Origin of the sequence: Candidatus Competibacter denitrificans Run_A_D11 (genome assembly GCF_001051235.1) — a bacterium.
GTDB lineage: Bacteria > Pseudomonadota > Gammaproteobacteria > Competibacterales > Competibacteraceae > Competibacter_A > Competibacter_A denitrificans.
On sequence record NZ_CBTJ020000045.1, the window covers coordinates 24363 to 42544 of the forward strand.

General features: G+C 57.7%; 15 protein-coding genes. 6 read left to right on the top strand and 9 right to left on the bottom strand.

Annotated features, from left to right (window positions below; translation table 11 throughout):
- Positions 1 to 7: 7 nt before the first annotated feature.
- The 6 genes from bioC to BN873_RS10705 form a co-directional block, all read right to left on the bottom strand.
- A complete protein-coding gene (gene bioC, locus BN873_RS10680) occupies positions 8 to 808 on the bottom strand; it encodes a malonyl-ACP O-methyltransferase BioC (RefSeq protein WP_048673648.1) in 801 nt (266 codons plus the stop codon).
- Positions 795 to 1964: an 8-amino-7-oxononanoate synthase gene (gene bioF / locus BN873_RS10685; protein WP_048673582.1), complete on the bottom strand. Its 1170-nt coding sequence runs from the start codon at positions 1962 to 1964 to the stop codon at positions 795 to 797. Before bioF ends, bioC begins: the two co-directional genes overlap by 14 nt.
- A complete protein-coding gene (locus BN873_RS10690) occupies positions 1961 to 3283 on the bottom strand; it encodes an adenosylmethionine--8-amino-7-oxononanoate transaminase (protein WP_048673583.1) in 1323 nt (440 codons plus the stop codon). Before BN873_RS10690 ends, bioF begins: the two co-directional genes overlap by 4 nt.
- A gap of 10 nt (positions 3284 to 3293) precedes the next feature.
- The gene (gene bioB, locus BN873_RS10695) at positions 3294 to 4295 is read right to left on the bottom strand and encodes a biotin synthase BioB (protein ID WP_048673584.1); all 1002 of its coding nucleotides are present in this window, start codon (positions 4293 to 4295) and stop codon (positions 3294 to 3296) included.
- A 201-nt stretch (positions 4296 to 4496) separates the two neighbouring features.
- Positions 4497 to 7385: a bifunctional diguanylate cyclase/phosphodiesterase gene (locus BN873_RS10700; protein WP_048673585.1), complete on the bottom strand. Its 2889-nt coding sequence runs from the start codon at positions 7383 to 7385 to the stop codon at positions 4497 to 4499.
- Between the two features lie 135 nt (positions 7386 to 7520).
- Positions 7521 to 8477 carry a 2-hydroxyacid dehydrogenase gene (locus BN873_RS10705; RefSeq protein ID WP_048673586.1) on the bottom strand — a complete coding sequence of 319 codons (957 nt, stop codon included), beginning with the start codon at positions 8475 to 8477 and terminating at the stop codon, positions 7521 to 7523.
- A gap of 101 nt (positions 8478 to 8578) precedes the next feature.
- Here BN873_RS10705 and hemH point away from each other — a divergent pair, with 101 nt between their 5' ends.
- From hemH to BN873_RS10730, 5 genes are all read left to right on the top strand, one after another.
- Positions 8579 to 9676, top strand: a complete 1098-nt coding sequence (gene hemH / locus BN873_RS10710; RefSeq protein ID WP_048673587.1) for a ferrochelatase — start codon at positions 8579 to 8581, stop codon at positions 9674 to 9676.
- Between the two features lie 195 nt (positions 9677 to 9871).
- Positions 9872 to 10624 (top strand): TIGR01458 family HAD-type hydrolase, encoded by a 753-nt coding sequence (locus BN873_RS10715; protein WP_048673588.1) that lies wholly within the window; start codon positions 9872 to 9874, stop codon positions 10622 to 10624.
- Between the two features lie 99 nt (positions 10625 to 10723).
- On the top strand, positions 10724 to 11674 hold the full coding sequence (gene pip / locus BN873_RS10720) for a prolyl aminopeptidase (protein ID WP_048673589.1): 951 nt from the start codon (positions 10724 to 10726) through the stop codon (positions 11672 to 11674).
- Positions 11671 to 12123, top strand: a complete 453-nt coding sequence (gene dtd, locus BN873_RS10725) for a D-aminoacyl-tRNA deacylase (protein ID WP_048673590.1) — start codon at positions 11671 to 11673, stop codon at positions 12121 to 12123. Before pip ends, dtd begins: the two co-directional genes overlap by 4 nt.
- Positions 12124 to 12408: 285 nt before the next feature.
- On the top strand, positions 12409 to 12861 hold the full coding sequence (locus BN873_RS10730) for a hypothetical protein (RefSeq protein WP_048673591.1): 453 nt from the start codon (positions 12409 to 12411) through the stop codon (positions 12859 to 12861).
- Positions 12862 to 12947: 86 nt separating this feature from the next.
- Here BN873_RS10730 and parE read toward each other — a convergent pair whose 3' ends face one another.
- From parE to BN873_RS10745, 3 genes are all read right to left on the bottom strand, one after another.
- The gene (gene parE, locus BN873_RS10735) at positions 12948 to 14837 is read right to left on the bottom strand and encodes a DNA topoisomerase IV subunit B (RefSeq protein WP_048673592.1); all 1890 of its coding nucleotides are present in this window, start codon (positions 14835 to 14837) and stop codon (positions 12948 to 12950) included.
- Between the two features lie 84 nt (positions 14838 to 14921).
- On the bottom strand, positions 14922 to 16064 hold the full coding sequence (locus tag BN873_RS10740; RefSeq protein ID WP_048673593.1) for an HD domain-containing phosphohydrolase: 1143 nt from the start codon (positions 16062 to 16064) through the stop codon (positions 14922 to 14924).
- On the bottom strand, positions 16064 to 16699 hold the full coding sequence (locus BN873_RS10745) for an Hpt domain-containing protein (protein WP_048673594.1): 636 nt from the start codon (positions 16697 to 16699) through the stop codon (positions 16064 to 16066). Before BN873_RS10745 ends, BN873_RS10740 begins: the two co-directional genes overlap by 1 nt.
- Before the next feature lie 909 nt (positions 16700 to 17608).
- Between BN873_RS10745 and BN873_RS21175 the strand changes: the two genes are divergently transcribed.
- On the top strand, positions 17609 to 17983 hold the full coding sequence (locus BN873_RS21175; protein WP_048673595.1) for an RNA recognition motif domain-containing protein: 375 nt from the start codon (positions 17609 to 17611) through the stop codon (positions 17981 to 17983).
- The last annotated feature ends 199 nt before the right edge of the window (positions 17984 to 18182 follow it).

Consider the following 18182-nt stretch of genomic DNA (forward strand, 5'->3'; position numbering starts at 1 on the left):
GTCACAGCTAACGGGTGGCGATGAGCCAGACCGCATCATAGGTCAGCGGCAGCCCGGCTGGTTGGCGTAACCGCTCATAGCGGGCGGTAATCGCCTGCCAGGCAGGGCGGCTCAGCAGCGTCGGACGCCGACGCTCGACTTCATGCGCCCCCACGTCTTTGACGCTACGTAATACCGTGCGCACATCGGGATAATAGCGTTGCACCGGTTGCCGTTGCCAAATGCACACCTGCCAGCCGGTGGCTTGACACGCGGTAAGCAACTGCTCCGAAGAGGGAATGGTCAGGGTATGGCTGTAGCCATCGGTTTCAGCAAACGCTTGGCGCAACTCAGGAAAATTAGCCGTTCCCAGGGTAGCCACTGCCAGGATGCCCCCCGGCTTGAGCACCCGTTCCGCTTCCACCAAACAGCGGCTGGGATCGTTCCACTGCCAGGCCAGACTCGACCAATACAGATCGAATCTCTGAGCGAGCACGGGTAAGGCTTCGATATCCGCGCAAACCAGCTCCGCAGTAGGGCAGCGCGGGCGGGCAGCGACTAACATAGCCGGCGCAAAATCCAGCAAAGTCAGGCGGCTGCGTGGCCAGCACGTTTGCAGCCAGCGAGCGCCATAGCCGGTACCGCACCCGGCATCAAGAATGGCGGTTGGGTCTAGCGGGATGCTGCATTGCCTGAGATACGCGCCCAGGCGGTCGCAGACCTCGCGCTGCACATCGGCGGCTGCATCATAGGTCGCGGCAGCCTGATCGAAGGCTTGGCGAATCCGCTGCTTGGCCGGCCGAGCGGTTACTTGCTCAACATGAGCCATTGACAGCACAATCATGGAGCGCTGTGACCAGCGCATCGATCTGGGTGTCTGTGTGGGCCGCCGACAGCGAAATTCGCAAGCGTGCGGTCCCAACCGGCACGGTAGGCGGTCGAATCGCTGGTACCCAGAGACCGCGCTGAAACAACTGCTCGGACAGTCGCACAGCGGCGCTATTCTTCCCGATGAGCAGCGGCTGAATGGCACTGAGCGAGGGCAACAACGACCATGGCAAGTCAGCAAGACCGGAGCGTAACCGCTCAATCAGCCGACACAGATGCGCGCGCCGGTCATCGCCCTGCTCAATTAAATCAATGCTGGCCAGCAGGGCCGCAGCCGTCAGCGGGCTGGAGGCCGTGGTAAAAATATAAGGGCGCGCACGCTGGATGAGCCAGTCGATAACTCGACGATCACCCGCGACGAACGCCCCGGACACACCGGCCGCTTTACCGAGCGTCCCCATGAGAATCAGGCGCGGTGACGGTGGTAAATCGCAGTGGGCGATGCTGCCTCGACCGCCGGGGCCGAGCACCCCAAAACCGTGGGCATCGTCCACCACCAGCCACGCATCAAAGCGCTCCGCCAGGGCGAACAGCTCCGGTAAAGGTGCCAGATCACCATCCATGCTAAAGACCGCATCGGTCAGAATGAGCTTACGGCGCGCACGGCTTTGTTCGAGCCGTTCTGCTAACGCAGCCATATCGCCGTGCGGAAAGCGGACGTGCTCAGCGCGGGCCAGCAACGCGGCATCAATCAACGAGGCATGATTGAGTCGGTCGGCGAAAATAGCATCGTTGCGCTCGACCAGGGTCGGTACGATGGCCAGGTTCGCCATATAGCCGGTGGTGAAATACAGCGCCCGCTCCCGCCCGACAAACATCGCTAAACGCTCTTCCAGCGCTTCATGCGGGCGCAGATGGCCGCTCACCACATGCGAGGCACCACTGCCAACCCCCCAGCGCTCGGCTGCTGCACACGCCGCCGCGACGATAGCAGGATGATTAGCCAATCCCAGGTAATCGTTGCTGCAAAACGCCACGACCTGCTGGCCATCAACGACCGCTGCCGGGCCGCACGGCGCATCCAAGACGCGACGGCGCCGGTGCAAACCTTCAGTCGCAAGCCGAGCAAGACCCGTTTCCAGTTCGTCCCAGATCATGACAAGGCCGCATCAAGCGCCGCTACCGCACCCTCGGCCAACAAAACGGCTTCCCGATCATCCAAGATATACGGCGGCATGAAGTAAATCGTGGTTCCCAGCGGGCGCAACAAGACTTCGTGGCGCAGCGCCTCACGATAGAACCGCACTCGAAAATCCGGGTCTTCGGTTTCGATATCCACGGCCCAGATCATGCCGCAGCGACGCATATTGCGCACCGCTGAACGCTTGGCCAAGGGTGCCAGCAGCGCACAGAAGCGTTTGCCAAATCGCCGGTTGCGCTTCAGTACATCATCGTCGGCAAAAATAGCTAAGGTGGCCAACGCGGCCCGGCAGGCCAGCGGATTACCGGTATAGGAATGGGAGTGCAGAAAACCGCGCGTCACTGCGTCATCGTAAAACGCTGCGTACACCTCGTCGGTGGTCATCACCACCGATAGCGGCAAATAGCCGCCGGTCAACCCTTTCGACAAACATAAAAAATCAGGGCGAATACCCGCCTGTTCGTAGGCGAACAGCGTGCCGGTACGGCCGAAACCGACCATGATTTCATCGCAGATGAAATGCACGCCGTAGCGGTCACAAGACTCGCGGGCCAGCCGTAGATAATGCGGATCATGCATCACCATCCCACCCGCGCCTTGCACCAACGGCTCGACAATAAACGCGGCGATGCTGTCGTGGTGCTCGGCGAGATAGCTGTCCAGCGCCGCAGCGGCCCGCGCGGCAACATCGGTTGCGGTTTCCCCCGCCTGAGCGGCCCGCGCGTCCGGCGAAGGCACGGCGGTCGCTTGGCGCAACAGCGGCGCGTAAGCGTCCTTGTAAAGCGCAACATCACCCACGCTCAGCGTACCCAGCGTCTCGCCGTGATAGCTGCCGGCCACGCAGACGAACTGATTCTTTTCAGGTTGGCCGTTATTACGCCAGTAGTGGAATGACATCTTGAGAGCGATTTCCACCGCCGAAGAGCCGTCTGAGGCATAAAAGCAGTGGCCCAGTGCTTGTTGGGTCAATGCAGCTAACCGCTCCGACAGTTCGACCACCGGCGCATGGGTGAAGCCGGCGAGGAGGACGTGCTCTAAACGCCCTAGCTGATCCTTGAGGGCCGCGTTAATGCGCGGATTGGCGTGACCGAACAGGTTCACCCACCAGGAGCTGATTCCATCCAGATAGCGCCGGCCCTCATAATCGTATAGCCACGCGCCTTCGCCACGCGCCACCGGCACCAGCGGTAAAACACCGCAATCGTGCTGTTTCATCTGGGTACAGGGATGCCAGACAGCGGCACGGCTGCGGTCGAGCCAGTTGAGGTTGCTCATCGGCGGCTGTTCAAACGCCGTGCAATCCCAGCTTCGCGAACAGCGCGTTATCACCTTCCACGCGCGGGTTGCCGGTGGTGAGCAATTGGTCACCATAGAACATCGAATTGGCCCCAGCGAAAAAGCACAGAGCCTGCTCGGCTTCGCTCATCTGCTCCCGACCGGCAGACAGGCGCACGTAACTGCGCGGCATGGCGATGCGGGCAGCGGCGATGGTGCGCACGAATTCGAAGATATCGACCGGCTCGCTACCAGCCAGGGGCGTGCCGGGGATCGGCACCAGATTATTGATCGGCACCGATTCCGGGGGCGGATCAAGGCTGGCCAATTTGGCGATCAGTCCGGCCCGGTGGCGGCGCGTTTCACCCATGCCGACGATGCCACCGCTACAGACCTTCAGGCCCGCCTCACGGACACCGTGCAGGGTATCGAGCCGATCCTGGTAGGTGTGCGTGGTGACGACATCGCCGTAATATTCAGGCGCGGTATCGAGATTGTGGTTGTAGTAATCGAGTCCGGCATCTTTCAATTGCTCGGCCTGGCCGTCCTTGAGAATGCCCAGTGTGACGCAGGTCTCCAAGCCGAGTGCCTTGACCGCGCGGACCATCTCAGCCACGGCCGCCATATCCTTTTCTTTGGGACCGCGCCAGGCCGCCCCCATGCAAAACCGTCCGGCGCCTTGCTCTTTGGCGGCCTTGGCGGCGGTCAACACGTCTTCGGTTGACAGCAAGCGTTGGGTTTCCAAGCCGGTCTGATGGCGCTTGGATTGCGAACAGTAACCGCAATCCTCCGAGCAGTTGCCGGTCTTGATCGAGAGCAAAGTAGAGCGTTGCACCGCGTTGGGATCAAAGTGGGCGCGTAACGTTTCCTGCGCCCGAAACAGCAAATCCGCCAAAGGTAATTCGAACAAAGCCAGCACCGCATCCACGGTCCAGGCTGGGGCAGAATGAGCCGGCTGAGCCGACGTATGGGGGCGCGCTGCCGGGCGGGCAACGGTCGCTGGAGTTGTCATGGGTACACTCTCGAACTGGTTGAATGCGTGACTAAAAAAGGAGCGATGCGAGGAAGCGACCCAATGCAAGGCGCTGCCGGAACAGTCGCCCGTGTCATCTGGGTCCTTGATCGGCGTCGGCTAAGGATAGTATGGTCGCCCTGGAAAACCAAACTTGCCCGCCAGTACCGACCAACCTGAAGCCGAGTCCGCGCCATAGGGTCATGACCCCAGGGGATCTGCCATCACCGGCTCCGGCTCTTCCAGTACGCGGGTAATCGGCAGCGGTCGGCCCACATGATAGCCCTGGGCGTAATCAATACCATACTCTGCCAGCAAGGCCAGCGTGGCACTATCCTCCACATGTTCGGCAATGGTCTTTTTACCGAACGCCCTGGCAATTTCCGCCATTGCTTTCACCAAAACCTGATCATCGGCCCGCTCACCGAGCTTATGGATAAACGAGCCATCGATCTTGATGAAACCAAACGGCAGCTTTTTCAGATAATAGAACGAGGAAAACCCAGTCCCGAAATCATCGAGCGCAAACTGGCAACCAATGGCATTGATGGATTCCATCAACTGGCGAGTGGCCACAATGTCGGCGAGGGCGGCGGTCTCCGTCATCTCAAAAATCAACTGCTGGGGATCAAGCGCGGTTTCTTGTAGGAGATGTTTGAGCTGCTGTAGCAAGTCTGGATTGTTGAAGGCATGAGCGGATAGATTCACTGTCAGGGTGACCGGCAGCCCACGAGCCAGGGCACGAGCCTGGTAACGAATGGCTTCAGACATCACCATGCGATCAATGGCATGGATCAGCCCGGAGCGCTCGGCGACCTCGATAAATTGGGCTGGTCCGATAATTTCTCCCTCATCACCGCGCATCCGCAGCAAGACCTCATAGTGTGAGACCGAGTGGTTGCAGATATCCAAGATAGGCTGCGCGTACAGTAAAAAGCGCTTCTCCTTAAGCGCAATTTCCACCCGCTGCTTCCAAAATACCCGCTCGCGCATCAGGCGCTGGCTTTGGTCCTGATCCGATAAAAGATGCCAGCCACCGCGCCCACTTTCCTTAACGCGATACATGGCCAGATCGGCCCGCGCCAGTAGCTCTTCAACGGTAATGCCGTGTTGTGGAAACAGCGTAATCCCGATGCTGGCCGACAATCGATGGATTTGCTCATCGACCGAAAAATTGACTTCCTCGATCTGCGTGAGGATTTTTTTTGCGACCTGGACCGCCTCAGTGGCGGTGGTGCGGCTAAGCACCACGGCGAACTCGTCGCCACCCAAGCGGCCGATCACGTCCACCTCGCGCAGGATCGTGCAAAACAGCTCGCCGATCCGTTGCAGTAAGCGGTCACCGGCCTGATGACCGCTGGTGTCGTTGATGTATTTGAACTGGTCCAAATCGACGAACAATAAGGCACCGGAATAACCATAGCGCCTAGCCGCCGCGACGGCTTCTTTCAGTTCCTGGGCGAACCGGCGCCGGTTATAAAGTCCAGTCAGGGTATCGTGATCGGCTAACCAGGCCAGACGCAGCTCGGCTTTTTTCCGGGCGGTGATATCCATACCCACCGACAGGATCACGGCCTTGTCCGTGGATTGCCCCTTTAAGCGGGAATGTTGCCAGACCACGTTGATGGTACTGCCATCCTTACAACGAATATCGCATTCCATTTCGATATGCGCCCGTTCGATGAACCGCAACTCCGCCAGGGCTTGCCCCTTTGTGCCGCTTTCCTCCTCGCTGAGCAAGCTCGCAAACGGCCGACCCCGCAGCTCCCCCAGCGAATAGCCGGTGATGACTTCAGCATAAGGGTTAATCATCAGAATTTCGTTGTCCTGATTCTGCGTCAAAATCAGGGCTTGCGCTGTTTCAAGCACATGTGTGACAAAGTTACGCTGCCGGGTGATTTCATCCATGCGCTCCGATAGATCGCGGGTATGGTTGGCCAATTCGATATGCAGCGCTTCAAGTTGGTGCGATAACGCGATGGCAGTCTCATTGAGGACATCCACTTCGTCACGAAACCAGCGATTCAGCGGCACGTCCGAGATCGCCGCACGCACTTTGCCGAAAGCCCCCTCCGCCAGCCAAGGGAGGTTATCAGCCGCCCGCCGCAACCCTGACATCGGCAGCCACAAGATCGCCAACAGCAAGACCTCCGACAGTACCAAGCCGACGATTCCCAACAGCACATTACGCTGGAACGCGGCATTAATGTGCGCCACCGAATCGGTGATATCGGCAATGATTGCCAGATAGGCCTGCCACCCCTGTTCAAAGCCGGTTAGCGGAAAGAGCCGGACTTCGTACTCACGGTGATCGGCGGTGACATACAGCGGCGCACGCGCGGCATCAGCCAGCGGCTGGCGGTCGGCCGCCTGGCGCAAGATCGCGAGATTGACCCGCGTGTTGAACAAGGCCACCACGCGCATGTTCCAGTTTTTGAGCGACTGCTCGCCATTGCCATTCGCGTAATCCAGCCTGGTACCGCCCACCAGTAAGCCCAGATCAGTGCCGGAAACCTGCCGAAAATCGAGCACCACATCCGCCAGGGAAATACCTATGACCAAGGCATAGCCGGCGTCCAGAATGGGTGTGACCGCATATTGTAAGCAGGTATCCGAGCAATCGATCAGACCAACGGGGGTTTCCGTCGTCAGGGCCTGACGCGCCGCAGCCACCACGGTCGCGGACGGATCGGCGTCGGCATCGGGACCGTGCGCCGCCAAACGCTGCCCATCGGCGGTGATCAGCAGAATTTTTTCCATCCCCATATTCAATTCGAGAATCGCGGCCATGCGCTCAAATTCAGCGATCATGCGCTTTTCCAATGCCTTACCGGTCACGCCCCGCAGATTGAGCGAGGAAGCGATGGTTGCGCTCCATTGCCGCAATGTTTTATCCGCTTGTTCAAGCAAGCCCTGCACTTGATAAGCGTACTGGCTTTGCAATTCCGTGCGCCGCCGTTCGAATTGATTGCGTAACTCGTTATGATTGATAGCGACAAGGGTTCCAGTCACCGCGATGAGCACGAGGCTGCTCAGCAGCAATGCCTTCCATTTCAGGCTGAGAAAAAAACCGGGATGGAGCGAGATCATTCGCAGATCATTCCTTGGCAAGATTCCGTCAGGCACAGACATTTTATGTTGCCCAGCGATCAAGGCGGTAACACTTTACCTATATTTTCTTACTGATATACGACTTAGAACCCGTTTAAGTCGAATATTTCCGTATCATCTGACGACGCGAACCGGTTGGCCGAGCCGATACTCCCGAACATTCTCCGCCAATTGACCCAGCATACGCTGGCGCGACTCACGGCTACCCCAAGCGCTGTGCGGGGTCACGATGAGGTTGGGAATATCAGGCGCCAGTAGTGGGTTGCCAACGGTTGGTGGTTCCAGACTGAGTACGTCTATTCCGGCGCCGCCCAAGGCCCCTTTGCGCAGCGCGTCAGCCAGCACCGCCTCATCCACCAGACCCCCACGGGCGGTATTGAGCAAGATCGCATCGCGGCGCATCAAGGCCAATTCCCAAGCGCCGATCAGGCCACGGGTTTCGGGGGTCAAGGGGCAATGCAAGCTGAGCACATCGACTTGTGGCAGCAGGACCGGCAGCGGTATTCGTCCCTCTTCCGGTTCCACGGTGCCGGGTCGCTGCGCGAGCAAGATACGCATACCGAAGGCGTCGGCTACCCGTGCCACGCCCCGACCGAGTTCTCCATAACCAACGATACCCAGCGTTTTGTCGGCCAGCTCACGAATCGGATAATCCAGCAAGCAAAACTGGCTAGCCTGCTGCCAGCGCCCGGCACGTACCGCTTGGTGGTAATCCGGCAGTCGAATGTAAAGCGCCAAAAGCAGCGCAAATACATGCTGGACGACCGCTGGCGTACCATAGCCTCGGCAGTTGCAAACCGTGATACCCGCCGCCTCGGCCGCTGCCAAATCAACGTTATTAACGCCAGTGGCGGCGATACAAATTAACCGTAACCGGGGGGCTTGCTGAATAGCCGCCGCATTCAACATCACCTTGTTGCTGATGACGACTTCAGCCTGTGCGATGCGCTCCGCCACCTGGTCTGGCGATGTGGCTGGATAATAGGTTAGCTCCGGTAACTCCGTGTCGAGCACGCTGAAATCAAGATCGCCGCAGTCTAGGGAATCCTTGTCGAGAAACGAACCAAGCATGGCAAGGGAACCTCCGCGCAAGAATGAGTTTCATTTAGATTCATTATAGGTCGAACCCATGATCGGCCAGGCACTATCACTGAAAGGAAAACCACCGCACCATGAAATCACCCGCACCCCTATCCTTCACCCATGAGCAACCGGCGCGCGCTGGTGTGCTGCTGACCAATCTCGGCACTCCAGATGCACCCACTCCCGCTGCCGTGCGGCGCTACTTGGCCGAATTCCTGGCGGATACACGGGTGGTCGAAATCCCTCGCGCGCTGTGGTGGCTGATCCTGCACGGTATTATCTTGCCGACCCGACCGGCTCGTTCCGCACGCAACTACCAAAAGATTTGGGCCACCGAGGGTTCACCTCTCTTGGTAATCAGCCAGCGTCAACGAGCGGCGCTCGCCACCCTGCTAGCCGAGCGACACCCCGAACCGATACAGGTCGCGCTGGGAATGCGCTATGGCAATCCGTCCATTGCATCGGCGCTGACCGAATTGCGGGCCGCTGGTGTGCGCCGACTGCTGATCTTGCCGCTGTACCCGCAGTATTCCGCTGCCACCACGGCTTCCACCTTCGATGCTATCGCCGCCGAGTTGCGAACCTGGCGTTGGCTGCCGGAGTTACGCCTGATCACCCATTACCACGATCAGGACGGTTATCTGGATGCACTGGCAGACAGCGTGCGCGCGGCGCGGCGGGTGGAACCAGCGGAGCGCTTGCTGTTCTCTTTTCACGGCCTGCCCAAACGCAACTTACTGGCCGGAGACCCTTACTACTGTCACTGTCAAAAAACCGCCCGGCTGGTCGCAGAGCGGCTGGCATTGCCACCGGAGCAGTGGGCGGTGGCCTTTCAATCGCGCTTCGGACGTGCCGAATGGCTGCAACCGTATACCAGCGTCTTGCTGGCCGACTGGGCCAAAGCCGGTATCAAGCGCGTGGACGTGCTTTGTCCCGGCTTTGCCGCCGATTGTTTGGAAACGCTGGAGGAAATTGCCATCGAAAATCGGCAGGTTTTCCTCAACGCCGGTGGTGAGCAGTACCGTTATATCCCCGCACTGAACGATGCGCCCGGCCACCTTCGCGCGTTAACCGAACTGATTGAGCAGCAGGCTGGCGGCTGGCCGGAATTCGGCACTGGTGGCGAGGCCGCCGCCGAATGTGCCGAGCGCCGCCAGCGAGCATTGGCCCTGGGAGCGACCGCCTGAGACCTCGCCGGTCATCGCCGTTGAGAGTCCGATCCTTTTAAGCGGTGCATGTCACCGCGCGCACTGGCTCGCTGATCGGACTTCATTTGTCAAACTGCCTTCTATACTCACTAAGGGCGGTGCCGAGCCAACTCGGCGGGCCGCTCCTGACCCGTGTTCCTAAACGGCCCATAAACCCGATCCGGCGAGCAAACCATGATCCACGGCGTTCTATTCGACCTGGAAGGCGTGTTGTGCGTCGGCGGCTACCCCCTGCCCGGCGCCCGTGAAGCGATGCTGAGCTTGCGCGCCGCCGGTATCCCGATGCGTTTCATTACCAACGGCACCCGGATGCCCCGCAGCACGGTCATCGACCGGTTGGCCGCCATGGGGCTTGAAGTACCCTTCGAGCATCTATTTACCCCTGTGGTCGCGGCCCGTAATTACCTGCTCACCCGCCAACTGACCCCACACCTGCTGGTTCATCCGCGCATTGAGAGCGAATTCGCTGATTTGCTTGGCCCACCGCCAAACGTGGTCTTGGTCGGCGACGCCGGAGCTGCCTTCGATTACACCGCGCTTAACCGTTGCTTTCGGTTGCTACTGGATGGCCTGCCGCTGCTTGCCATGGGCGCGAACCGCCATTTTAATGACGACGGCCAGCTTAGCCTGGACGCCGGGCCGTTCGTGGCGGCGCTGGAATATGCGGCCGAGATGGAAGCGGTGGTGCTGGGCAAACCAGCCGCCGACTTTTTCCAAGCGGCGGTCGCCGGACTCGAACTGCCCGCTCAAGATGTGATTATGGTCGGCGACGATGCTGAAATGGATGTCTGCGGCGCGCTGGCTGCCGGGTTGCGCGGCATCCTGGTACGAACCGGCAAATACCGTCCCGGTGATGAAGCGAAGGTCACCCCGCTGGGTGGACGGGTCTTCAACGATCTGGATGCCGTCGTCGATTACATTCTTTAGCCACGCTCCGCTTCCCTACCGGGCTATCATCCATTCTGCGTAAAATCTATTTCTATCAGCTTCTCTTTCACCCGTTTCTCAGCGCCGCCCGGAGTTGCCATGCGTGTCCTGTTTCCAGACATTAAACCCTATTCGACCTTCCGGTTTACTGTTGACGAATTGCACGATTTGTATGTGGAGGAATGCGGCAGCCCCAAGGGTTTACCCGTGTTGTTCCTGCACGGTGGGCCTGGGGCCGGTTGTGAGCCGATGCACCGGCGGTTTTTTGATCCAGAACGCTACCGCATCGTGTTGTTCGACCAGCGCGGCGCTGGCCAGTCCACGCCACACGCTGAATTGATCGATAACACGCTCTGGCATCTGATCGCCGATATCGAAAAACTGCGCGAACGGCTGGGCATTGATCGCTGGGTGGTTTTTGGCGGCTCCTGGGGTTCGACGCTGGCGCTGGCTTATGCCGAAACCCATCCTGATCGGGTGCTGGGCCTGATTCTGCGCGGCATCTTTCTGTGTCGGGATGAGGATATTCACTGGTTCTATCAAAGCGGCGCTAACCGCCTGTTTCCCGATCTGTGGGAGCATTTCCTGGCGCCGATTCCGGCGGCGGAACGGAACGATCTGCTGCACGCCTATCATCGCCGCTTGACCAGTACCAACGCATTGGAGCAGCTACGGGCGGCGAAAGCGTGGTCGGTGTGGGAAGGCTCCACCTTAACTCTGGAAAGTAACCCCAGCATCGTTAATCACTTTGGCGAGGCGCGGATGGCGCTCAGTTTGGCAAGAATCGAGTGCCACTATTTCGTAAATCAGTGTTTCATGGAGCCGAATCAACTGTTGCGCGACGCCGGGCGACTGAGCGGGATTCCCGGCATCATCGTTCACGGCCGCTACGATGTGGTGTGTCCGCTGGATAACGCCTGGGCGCTGCATCACGCCTGGCCAGAATCGGACATTCGGATCATCACCCCCGCCGGTCACGCCGCCAGTGAGCCGGGGATTGTCGATGCGCTGATCACCGCCACCCAACATTTCGCTGATCGTTTCAAATGATTGGGTTGTTACAGCGGGTCAGTGGGGCGCGGGTTGAGGTCGATAGCGAGATCGTCGGCGCTATTGGCGCAGGCTTGCTGGTGCTGGTTGGGGTCGAGCGTGGCGATAGCGAAGCGCAGGCCGACCGATTGCTGGAACGCTTGCTGGGTTATCGAGTATTCGCCGATGCCGACGGCAAGATGAATCGCAGCGTGCGCGATATCGGCGGCGGTTTGCTGCTGGTCCCACAATTTACCCTGGCGGCGGATACCCGTAAGGGAATGCGGCCCAGCTTTATCCCTGCCGCGCCACCAGCCGACGGTGAACGGCTGTTCAATTATCTGGTGGAACAGGCCCGACAGCACCCTACTCCGGTAGCTACGGGTCGCTTCGGCGCAGATATGCAAGTCAGTCTGACCAACGATGGCCCGGTAACGTTTTTGTTGCGCAGCGCGCCCACCGAGGGCTAGCGTAGCGACACGGAAAGCAGCGGGTATCCTCGCCTGACCAATCCCGCGCCCTCAGCAGAGCCAAGCCAGCTCTTTCTGCTGGTGCGGATTGCAGAGTGACTTTAGTCATCATGCTGAAATTTAAAATCGTGACTCGATTATCCCTTTTGGCACTATGGCCCCTTAGGGCTATTCCTTAACCTTGATCCCATCGGGCTTCACCAAGTCAGACCGCCAAAAGGGCGAAAGCGCCGGGTCGGTCTGTAACCCGAAACCCAATAAAACTTTGCTATTGAGGACTTAACGATGACAATGCTGCGTAAAATGATGGCTCCCGCTTTTCTGGCGACGACTTTGCTGGTGAGTTCTCTGGCCCTGGCTGTGGACCCTGCCAAAGCGCCTTCTGGGAAGGTTGAGATCGATGAAACCCAGTTCGGTCTGATTGTTGGCGGTAGCACTGGTGGTGGCACCTTGACCTATCACGGTAAAAAACACGATTTCAAAATCGGTGGACTAAGCTTAGGCGCAGCCATCGGCGCAGCTAAGATCAGCGCCGTGGGTGAAGTCTATGATTTGAAAGACCTTTCCAAATTTCCTGGCACTTATACCAAACTGGATGCCAATGTGGCGTTGGGCGGCGGTGTGGGTGGCGTACAGATGAAAAACGAGAATGGCGTCATTATGCGTTTGGATTCGACCACTCAGGGACTGCAATTTAATCTGGGCGTGAGCGGCGTAAAAGTAACGATGGAGAAATAAGTCTTTCTCCGCCTTAGACCCGCTTTGGCGTCAGGGTATTATCCCAGGGGCGCCAAAGCGGGTAACTCCATGAGCAACGGCTCTGCTCAAACCTCCGCCAGATTGCCCTTCGCCTCCAACCAGGTCTTACGGTCCCCGGCCCGCTTCTTGGCCAGCAACATATCCATCAACAGCAGAGTATCATCACCGGTTTCCAACGTCAGTTGCACGAGCCGGCGCGTTGCGGGGTCCATGGTCGTCTCCCGCAGTTGCAACGGATTCATCTCACCCAAGCCCTTGAAGCGGGTGACGTTGATCTTGCCTTTTTTCTTCTCGGCGGCGATCCGATCCAGAATCCCCTGCTTCTCAGCCTCATCCAGCGCGTAGAAAATCTCCTTGCCGACATCGATCCGAAACAGCGGTGGCATAGCAACATGGACGTGACCGGCTGCTACCAAGGGGCGGAAGTGGCGCACAAACAGCGCACACAATAACGTGGCGATGTGCAACCCATCAGAATCGGCGTCGGCGAGGATGCAAACCCGGCCGTAGCGTAAACCGGCCAGATCATCGGAGCCGGGATCGACGCCGATGGCCACGGCGATGTCATGCACCTCTTGCGAAGCCATCACTTCGCTCGAATCCACCTCCCAGGTATTCAAAATCTTGCCGCGTAACGGCATCACCGCCTGAAATTCGCGGTTGCGGGCTTGCTTGGCCGAACCACCGGCCGAATCGCCCTCGACCAGAAACAGCTCGGTTCGTGCCGAATCTTGCGCCGTGCAATCGGTCAGCTTGCCGGGCAGCGCTGGGCCGCTGGTCACCTGCTTACGCACCACCTTGCGGCTAGCCCGCAACCGCTTCTGCGCATTCGTCAACGCCAATTGGGCGATCCGCTCGCCGGTTTCGGGATGCTGGTTTAGCCACAAGCTCAGGGTATCCTTCACCACCCCAGCGACGAACACCGCGCACTCCCGCGAGGACAAGCGCTCCTTGGTTTGGCCGGAAAACTGTGGGTCCTGCATCTTCACCGACAGCACATAGCAACAGCCTTCCCAAACATCTTCCGGGGCGATGCGCAATCCGCGCGGCACCAGATTGCGGAACTCGCAAAACTCGCGCACCGCATCGGTCACACCCCCGCGCAAGCCGTTGACGTGAGTGCCGCCCTGTGGCGTAGGGATCAGATTGACGTAACTCTCGGCCACCGGCTCGCCGCCTTCCGGCAACCAGGTTAAAGCCCAATCGGCCGCCTCACGAGTTCCACTCACATGCCCGACAAACGGCGGATCAGGTAGCAGAGCAGCCTTGCCCAGCGCTTCCTTGAGATAATCGGTAAAGCCATCTTCATAATGCCAGAGAATTTTCTCGCCGCTCGCCTCGTCAGTGAAGGCCACTTTGAGTCCTGGGCATAACACCGCTTTGGCACGTAAAACATGCTTCAAGCGAGAAAGCGAGAATCGAGGCGAATCGAAATAGCGCGGGTCAGGCCAGAAGCGTAGAGTCGTGCCGGTCACTCGCCGCCCAACTGTCCTGATCTCTTCCAGTTCCGATACCTTGTCGCCGCCGGCAAAGGCCATATTGTATTCCTTGCCGTTGCGCCGAACCCACACTTCAAGATGGTTGGAGAGTGCGTTTACCACCGACACCCCAACGCCGTGCAAGCCCCCGGAAAACTGGTAATTACGATCGGAAAACTTGCCGCCAGCGTGCAGGCGCGTGAGGATTAATTCCACACCGGGAATGCCTTCGTCGGGGTGGATATCGACCGGCATTCCCCGGCCGTCGTCTTCCACCGACAACGAACCGTCCGCGTGCAGGATGACGTTGATCACACCGGCATAGCCGGCAATGGCTTCGTCCACGCTATTGTCGATAACTTCTTGCGCTAGATGGTTGGGGCGCGTCGTGTCGGTGTACATACCCGGTCGCTTGCGCACCGGATCTAAGCCGCTGAGAACTTCAATCGCGGCCGCGTCGTAAGAACTGGCGCTCATGCTCGGTATCGGTAAAAGAGGTTTGATCTGACAGAATCGGGAGGCTAACAGCGGGCAAGACGTGGCGCTGATCAGCGCCGACGCTTAGCCAATCGCCACTTCGTCGTCCCGGAACCGCTGGGCAATATCGGCAAATTCAGGAGTAATTTCCAATAGCGCATCGACCACCTGCGGGTCGAAATGACGACCCCGCTCAGCATAGATCATCTCCATCGCTTGAGCATGGGGAAAAGCCGGTTTGTAGACCCGCTTCGAAATTAAGGCATCGTAAACATCCGCTACCGCCATCAAACGCGCCGAGAGCGGGATTCCATTACCGGCCAGCCCTTGTGGATAACCGGTGCCATCCCAGCGTTCGTGATGGCCATGCGCGATTTCGCGGGCATAGCGTAGAAAAATCCCCTCCTCACCCAGCTCCAATGCCGCCCGCTCAATGGCATCGCGCCCATATTCGGTGTGGCGCTGCATCACCTGCCATTCTGACGGTGTCAAGCTCCCTGGCTTGCGCAAGATCGCGTCTGGAATACCGACTTTACCGATATCATGCAGGGGCGCCGAGATATACAGCAGGCGAATGGCATCATCATCAAGTTCCGCCCTATAGGCAGGATAACTGCGCAGGCGCTGGGCCAAGGCCCGTACATAGGATTGGGTTCGGCGGATATGGTTGCCGGTCTCGTTATCGCGCATTTCCGCCAAGGTGCATAGCGCGCTGATAATAGCCCCTTGCGCAGCGATCAGTTGGTGATCGCGCCGGGTTAGCTCCTGGGATTGCCGGGTGATTTCCTGGGCACGTTCCGCCACGAGCCGTTCCAGATCCTGGCTATGCGCCCGTAAGGCGCGGGTAGCCACGCTGAGCTGGAGATGATTACGCACCCGCGCCAGCACCACAGCCGAGGAAAAAGGCTTGTGGATAAAATCAACCGCCCCCAACGACAGGCCATACTCTTCGTCGGTGTGGCTATCGAGGCTGGTCAAAAAGATCACTGGGATTTCAGCGTAACGGGGTAATTGCTTGATTTGACGGCAGACTTCGAAGCCGTCGAGGTTTGGCATGATCACGTCCAACAAAATCAGATCAGCACTGCCACCGGTACTCAAATAATCCAGTGCTTGCGATCCACCCGTAGCGATATGCAAGATATATTGATCACGCAACAGCTTATCGAGCATCAACAGATTGCTCGGTCGATCATCGACCGCGAGAACATGGTGCTTCGATTCCATTACTTTCCTCCCGCTTCAATAGCGGCGAGCGCGGGTTCGAGATAGCTCAGCGCCACGGCAAACTCCAAATCCAGTGCGGCTCGAATCGCCCTTTCTAAGGCAGGCCACAATTCATCATCCGCAAGATGGGTTTGCAGGCGCTCTGCCAAATGGTATGCCGCCATCTGGCGTCCGCGCAATGCTTCAGCAAAGGCGTGCAGCTCACTGACAAGATCAATCGCCGCCGCCGGATCTGGTGTTTGGGTCACAACACCGCGATACGCGGCCAGTACGCCCATCAACTGGTCGGTGCCGGTGGCCAGTGCCCGCGCCAACTGCGGCGCGGTCGGTTGCCGCTCACGAGCCGCTCGCTCGGTGGTCTTGGCCAATTCTACCAATGCCCACACTTGAAAATGGCCGCTGAGGCTTTTTAGATCATGGGCACTTCGCGCCATGCCTTCCCAGTCCAATCGGTCTGCTGCTTGGCCAAGTTGAGAGGGTATTTCTGCTTGGGTTCGCAAGGTTAGATCGATCAATTGCTCGATCAAGCCTTCGTTACCCTCAAAATGACGGGACAAGCTCACCCAATCGATCATCGGTTCGGGGACAGCAACATTTTCAGCATCCTGCGACGACAAGCTGGAATCGGGTTTCACATCACTCTCATGTCTGGATCACTAATCAAGGAAAAGACAGGAACTCGCCATTATACGCACAGTATATGAGGTTTCAGCTTTGCCACAACGAGCGCCGCCAATAGTTTACCCTAGTCATGACGGATAGGGGGCCTGTTAAAATTCGTGCTCAGCCTATCGCTTATTTTGGGGGCGGCTGTCATCAAACACTATGGGTTTTATAAAAGCAGCCTGAATACTGGAAAATGTAAAACAGCTCAGGCAACCAAAAATACCCCACAAGAGACAGGCTATCCCTTAGAAATACAAATAAATAGGTGATACCCACTACCAAGTTTCTAAACCCTCTTATTATGTGTCCACAAGAAACCAAATGCTGAACTAAGAAAGCATGGTAATAAGCTATTTTACATTTCTTAGGAATCCACTCAACTTTTTTGATCGACTAATCTATTAGCATTAGATCCATCAAAAATCCCAATAAAAGCATATTGTATTTCACCAGACTCTTAGCTATTAGACTTTATATCGAGGCCAACCCATAAAAGATTTAACACGCTTATTTTGTCAAATTTCGCTAAAAACTTATCTTTGATCATGAGTAGATTTGAGATTATCCATCCATTTGAAAAAAGCTCAGGCGACTAAAAAATAATAAGGAAGGCCCCTTGATCAAACCACTAAATTAACTGTAAATTTTTCTGGAATCAATACTCTGATATGTGGTTTTTTCTATTAAAATTCAGGAGATAACTGAGCAGGATAAGGACTTTGCAATCAGCCATGGGCTGGCGGAGAAATTCACTTCAGCGCATCTGGCAACCAAATCATTGACTCGGCATCAGGCTCGTGTGAAACTAAATTAATCGGGCCTGCGCTCGCGTGTCTGATACAAGAATTTTGCCAAAATCCTACCGAGGAGCTTGTGAATTGGGTAAGAAACTGTATGTTGGTAACTTGAGCTATAATATTAGCAATAGTGACTTGGAGAATCTGTTCACCGCTCACGGTACAGTGCGATCCGCTCAAGTGATCATGGATCGTGACACTGGCCGCTCCAAAGGATTTGGCTTTGTGGAAATGGGCACTGACCAAGAGGCTCAAGCAGCAATCTCCGCACTGAACGGTAAACCGATTGAGGGCCGTAATTTGACAGTCAACGAAGCGCGCCCGCCCCAGCAAGGATCTGGTGGTGGCGGCGGCTACGGTGGTGGCGGTGGCGGCGGTGGCGGCAAACGCGGTGGTGGCGGTGGTGGCTACGGTGGTGGCTACGGTGGTGGCGGTGGCGGCGGACGGCGCTATTAACATCTCGTTCTTGCGATAACGTGCTCAAGGATTGAACAGCCTGCAAAGCTTCTCGCGCGGATAATCGTAGCTGACACGCATTCAAAAAAACGCATCGGCGCTTTGGCTATTTTGCCATCAGTTTTTAAGCGCTAATAAATGTCCTGGGCATGAAGGGCCCTTATAAAAACAGGATCGAGCTTTGTACTATCGCCCGCTT